This is a genomic window from Agarivorans sp. (assembly GCF_050295395.1).
Taxonomy (GTDB): Bacteria; Pseudomonadota; Gammaproteobacteria; order Enterobacterales; family Celerinatantimonadaceae; genus Agarivorans.
Genome location: NZ_JBNKPP010000058.1, coordinates 1 through 4,824 on the forward strand (window position 1 = coordinate 1; position 4,824 = coordinate 4,824).

Annotated in this window: 8 protein-coding genes; 1 reads left to right on the plus strand and 7 read right to left on the minus strand. The window is 50.0% G+C overall.

Features of this window, described 5'->3' with window-relative positions:
- From hemW to ACQY6Q_RS03440, 7 genes are all read right to left on the minus strand, one after another.
- On the minus strand, positions 1-769 hold a 769-nt coding region (hemW, locus tag ACQY6Q_RS03410; RefSeq protein WP_427977888.1), incomplete at its 3' end, for a radical SAM family heme chaperone HemW.
- Positions 763-1,362, minus strand: a complete 600-nt coding sequence (rdgB, locus tag ACQY6Q_RS03415) for an RdgB/HAM1 family non-canonical purine NTP pyrophosphatase (RefSeq protein ID WP_427977891.1) — start codon at positions 1,360-1,362, stop codon at positions 763-765. The genes rdgB and hemW, both read right to left, overlap by 7 nt.
- Positions 1,363-1,449: 87 nt before the next feature.
- Complete coding sequence (locus ACQY6Q_RS03420; RefSeq protein WP_427977893.1) at positions 1,450-1,884, minus strand: DUF4426 domain-containing protein; 435 nt, start codon at positions 1,882-1,884, stop codon at positions 1,450-1,452.
- Positions 1,885-1,940: 56 nt separating this feature from the next.
- Complete coding sequence (gene yggU, locus ACQY6Q_RS03425; RefSeq protein WP_427977895.1) at positions 1,941-2,231, minus strand: DUF167 family protein YggU; 291 nt, start codon at positions 2,229-2,231, stop codon at positions 1,941-1,943.
- The gene (locus tag ACQY6Q_RS03430) at positions 2,232-2,777 is read right to left on the minus strand and encodes a YggT family protein (protein WP_427977897.1); all 546 of its coding nucleotides are present in this window, start codon (positions 2,775-2,777) and stop codon (positions 2,232-2,234) included.
- 17 nt (positions 2,778-2,794) lie between these two features.
- Positions 2,795-3,616, minus strand: coding sequence for a pyrroline-5-carboxylate reductase (proC, locus tag ACQY6Q_RS03435; protein WP_427977899.1), 822 nt, complete (start codon positions 3,614-3,616; stop codon positions 2,795-2,797).
- A gap of 26 nt (positions 3,617-3,642) precedes the next feature.
- A complete protein-coding gene (locus tag ACQY6Q_RS03440) occupies positions 3,643-4,341 on the minus strand; it encodes a YggS family pyridoxal phosphate-dependent enzyme (protein WP_427977901.1) in 699 nt (232 codons plus the stop codon).
- Positions 4,342-4,364: 23 nt separating this feature from the next.
- Here ACQY6Q_RS03440 and ACQY6Q_RS03445 point away from each other — a divergent pair.
- A partial coding sequence (locus ACQY6Q_RS03445) for a type IV pilus twitching motility protein PilT (RefSeq protein WP_427977903.1) occupies positions 4,365-4,824 on the plus strand: 460 nt, incomplete at its 3' end.

The following is a 4,824-nucleotide window of genomic DNA, read 5'->3' on the forward strand; positions in this document are numbered from 1 at the left end:
TAAGGTTATGTACTGCGCGATCCCCATCACGACAGTAGGCCGAAACTTCATATTGCTGATAGCCCGCTTGCTGTAGCTGTTGCTGCCCCTGTTGGTAAATGTCCCAGAGTAAATCTTCGTTAGGCAATTTAGGTGGGCGCGAGGCAAAGGCAGTATTGGCCTCAATGGTCAGTTGATACCACGACAGGTGGCTAGGCCCCAAAGCAAAGGCTTGTTCCAGATCGGCCATGGCTTGCGCTAGACTTTGTTGTGGCAGGCCATGCATTAGGTCGAGGTTGATGCGTTTAAAGCCCGCTTGCTGGGCAAATTCAAAGGCGCGGATCGCCTCGTCACCGCTATGAATACGTCCTAGTTTGCTCAGGTGTTGGCTTTGGAAACTTTGCACGCCAATCGAGAGTCGATTCACTCCCGCTTGATAATAGCCGGCAAAGCGCTCGGCCTCGGCGGTGCCGGGGTTGGCTTCCATGGTGATTTCAATGTCTGGGCTAAAGCGCAGGCGCTCGGCCACCCCCGTTAGTAAGTTGTCTATGGCTTCTGCCGACAACAGGCTTGGGGTGCCACCACCAATGAAGATGCTCAGCAGTGGCTGTTGGCGCAAATGCGGAAAACGCGCTAAATCATCGTCTAGGTCATTCAGTAGAGCCTGAATATAGGGCTGTTCCGGCAGCGCTTGTTTTAAGCCGTGTGAGTTGAAATCACAATAGGGACACTTTTGTACACACCAAGGGATGTGCACATACAAGCTGAGTGCCGGAGTGCGACTTAGCATGCTTCATTTTCCATTTGGGTTAATAGCTGGCGCAGCGCCATACCACGATGGCTAAGAGCATTTTTCTCAGCCTTGCTGAGTTGCGCCGAAGTGGCTTGCTGTTGTTCTACCCAGAAAATCGGATCATAACCAAAACCGCCTTCACCGTGGACTTGGGTGGTGATGCGGCCGCGCCATTTGCCATGGCAGATTAGCGGAGCGGGGTCGTCGGCGTGGCGCAAATACACCAATACACAGTGGAACTCGGCGCCGCGTTGCGCTTCTGGCACACCTTCTAGTGCGGCCAATAGTTTAACTAGGTTGTCGTGGTCGCTAGCTTGTTCACCGGCGTAACGAGAAGAATATAAGCCTGGCGCGCCATTGAGGTAGTCAACCGCTAAACCCGAATCATCGGCGATGGCGGCTAAGCCGGTAATGCGCGCCGCATGTCGCGCCTTGATAATGGCATTTTCTACGAAGGTAGTACCGGTTTCTGCGGCGTCCTCTATATTGAATTCACTTTGGGCAATAATCTGTTTATTCAGAGGTTTAAGTAAGTCCGATAGCTCGGCCACCTTACCCGGATTACCAGTGGCGAGAACAACTTTTTGCATGAGATTTCCTAGAACATAACAAGCCAGCTACTAGTCTAAACCAGAGGCTGGCGGGGAAGAAGCCTTAATCGGCGGGACGTGGCTAGCTTAATCTACGTAGAGCTTTTGCTGGAACTTTAACAACTGCTGGCTTTTGCCATCGTCTACGGTGATTTCAAAACGAAAGGTTTCTTCGTTACTGAAGCGCAGTTGGGCGAGATAGTAAACGGCCTCACCTTCGCGCACTTCTTTAAAATCTAAATTAGTTTGGTTGCCAATTAAGTTACGCGCGGTGCCACTGAGTTTTACCGCCACCGCGGGTTTGTTTTTATTGCGGCTGTCTAATACCGAAATGTTAATTAGGGCGTTATAGCGACTGCGCTGAATATCGTACAACTTGGCGATTTCTGGGGTAACAAAGGTAGAGTTAAACGCGATGTAGTGCACTTCGTAGGGGCCTAATTGGCTTTTTTGTTCGGCAAAACTGGGCGCGCTTAACAAGGTAAAGCTGAAAATTAGGCTCAGTAGTAAAGACTTACTCATCGATTTGACCCTTTTGTCATGGCTGTTTCTAGTATAGATAAGATTTAGGGCGAAGCTTACAGCAGTTCTGCGATAGCTTCGGGAATGATGCTGGGTTGATTAATGCTGATGGTTTTATGGCGGCCTAGCTCACCCCGCAGGATGTTAACCTGAGACTTAGCCACCTTGCATTGCTTGGCTAGGTATTTACTCAGGTGTTGATTGGCCTTGCCGTCGATGGGCGGGGCGGTGATGGCTATTTTTAGCTCGTCACCATGCACACCAACAATGGCATCGCGGCTGGCTTTGGGTTGCACGTAAACCTGCAGTAGCAGGTTTTCGCCATCCAATTGCGCAGGGCTCGCCACTTACAGCGAGCTCCAGAAAGGCACCCAGCCAGCAATTAGCATGTTTAAGAAGTTAAGTGCAATAAACAGCACTAATACCGACAGGTCTAGGCCACCGATGGCCGGAATAATACGGCGGATCGGCGCTAATAGAGGCTCGGTAAGTTGCCCTAGCACGTATTCTACCGGGCTGCGGCCTTGGCTCACCCAGCTTAGAATGGCGCGTAGCAATAATACCCAGAATAACAACATGCCGGCTTCTTTTAGGGTGCTAAAGAAGGCCAGTATGGCCACGGCGGTCAAATCAAAACCGCCACGCATTTGCATTAATATGCCCCACTTGGCGAAGGACACCAGCAACGCCACAAACACTGCCGCCCAGTCGATGCCAGCAAAACCAGGAATAATACGCCGTAGCGGCACGACTACCGGATTAGTGGCTTTCACCACAAACTGGCTGAGAGGGTTATAAAAATCGGCGCGAGCCATTTGTAGCCAAACTCGTAGTAATACCACCATCAAATAGAGGTTGCATACCACCTCAATTAAATAACTAAACGCTTGCATAAGGTCCTCGAATAAAATTAAAACAAACTTTCCATTTCTCTACCGCGTGCTATTGCGGCGTCCATGGCATTGGCCACTATTTTACGTACACCTTGTTCTTCAAATACGCGAATAGCCTCTGCGGTGGTTCCTCCCTTAGAGGTAACATTGGCCCGAAGGGTGGCTAATTCAAGGTTTGGGTTGGCGGCAACCAGTTCGGCACTGCCCAAGGCCGATTGTTGTACCAGCTTGCGTGCTTGCTCTGGGCTAAAGCCTAGCTGCTCGGCATGCTGTTGCATGGCTTCCATAAATAGGAAGAAGTAAGCCGGCGCACTGCCCGCTGCTGCAATAATATGATTAATTTCGTCTTCTTGCTCAACCCAGCAGGTTTCGCCCACCGCTTGCATTAACTGCTCGGCGCTGGTGGCTTGCTCGCTACTCACGTCTGCTGCGGCATACAGGCCGGTCATTCCGCGGCCAACTAGGGCTGGGGTATTAGGCATGGTGCGAACAATGGCAACATGCTCACCCAACAGGCCCTTAAGGCGTTTTACACTGATGCCGGCGGCGATGGAAATAAACAGCTTGGCGCTTAAATCCAAGCCTAAGTCTTTAAGAGCTTGGCAGACTTCGGCCATTAACTGTGGTTTTACCGCTAATACTACAATGTCACTGCTGGCTATGGCTTGGCCATTATCGGCGGTGACATTAATGGCGAATTGTTGCTGGAGCTTTTGCTGTTGTTCAAGGTTGGGATCGCTAGCTGTGATGTTACTGGCAGCGGCACCATTGGCGATGATGCCGCCAATTAAACTGCTGGCCATATTACCGCCACCGATAAATGCGATTCGAGCTGTCATGTTGCTTAATCCTTCTTTGTTATCTATTAGCCACGTTGGCCAAAAATAGCGCTGCCTACCCGTACCATGGTGCTGCCGTGATTGATCGCCAATTGCATGTCGCCACTCATTCCCATGGAAAGGGTATCGACACTAGCATATTGTTGCTGTAATTCAGCAAATTTTTCGCCCATGGCTTTAAACTGCTCTGCCAGCGCTTGCCCTTGCCCAAGGTTTTGGGGAATCGCCATTAAACCACGTAAGTTGAGTTGTGGCTGTTGCGCAATATGTGCAGCTAGGGCATCAACTTCTGCAAGGCTGACTCCCGATTTTGCTTGCTCTTGGCTAATATTAACTTGAATACACACTTGCAGGGGAGCCATCTGCTCAGGACGCTGAGCGGCAAGGCGGTCGGCAATTTTGGCGCGATCTAAGGTTTGCATCCAGTCGAAATGCTCGGCAACAAGGCGAGTTTTATTGGATTGGAGCGGGCCGATGAAATGCCATTCGATGGGCTCGTTTAGCCAAGCTTGTTGTCGGCTTTCGAGGATCTTATCGACGCCTTCCTGTACATAATTTTCACCAAAACGACGTTGGCCTGCCTGATAGGCTTGGGCAATATCACCCAGCGGCTTAGTCTTACTAACGGCTAATAAATCAACGCTATTAGCTGGGCGATGTGCTTGAGCTAACGCTTGCTGAATTTGGTGGTTAACAAATTGAAGTGCTTGGGTAATACTGCTCATAGACTCACATTGAGGAAAATTAAATGGATGTTACTGAATTACTGGCCTTTAGTGTAAAACATAATGCCTCGGATCTACACCTATCTGCAGAATTACCACCAATGATTAGGGTGGATGGTGAGGTGCGTAAAATCAATGTGCCAGCATTAGAGCATAAGCAAGTGCATAGCTTGATCTACGATATTATGAATGACAAGCAGCGCAAAGAGTACGAAGAAAATTTAGAAATCGACTTTTCTTTTGAAGTGCCTGGCGTGGCTCGCTTCAGGGTTAACGCCTTTCAGCAAAGCCGAGGTGCCGCCGCAGTATTTCGTACCATTCCTTCTGAAGTATTAAGTCTAGACCAGCTTGGCGCGCCAGCGATTTTCCGCCAAATTGCCGAGCATCCTCGTGGTCTGGTACTGGTTACCGGCCCAACTGGCTCGGGTAAATCTACCACCTTGGCAGCCATGATTGATTACATCAACGAGCAACGCCATGAGC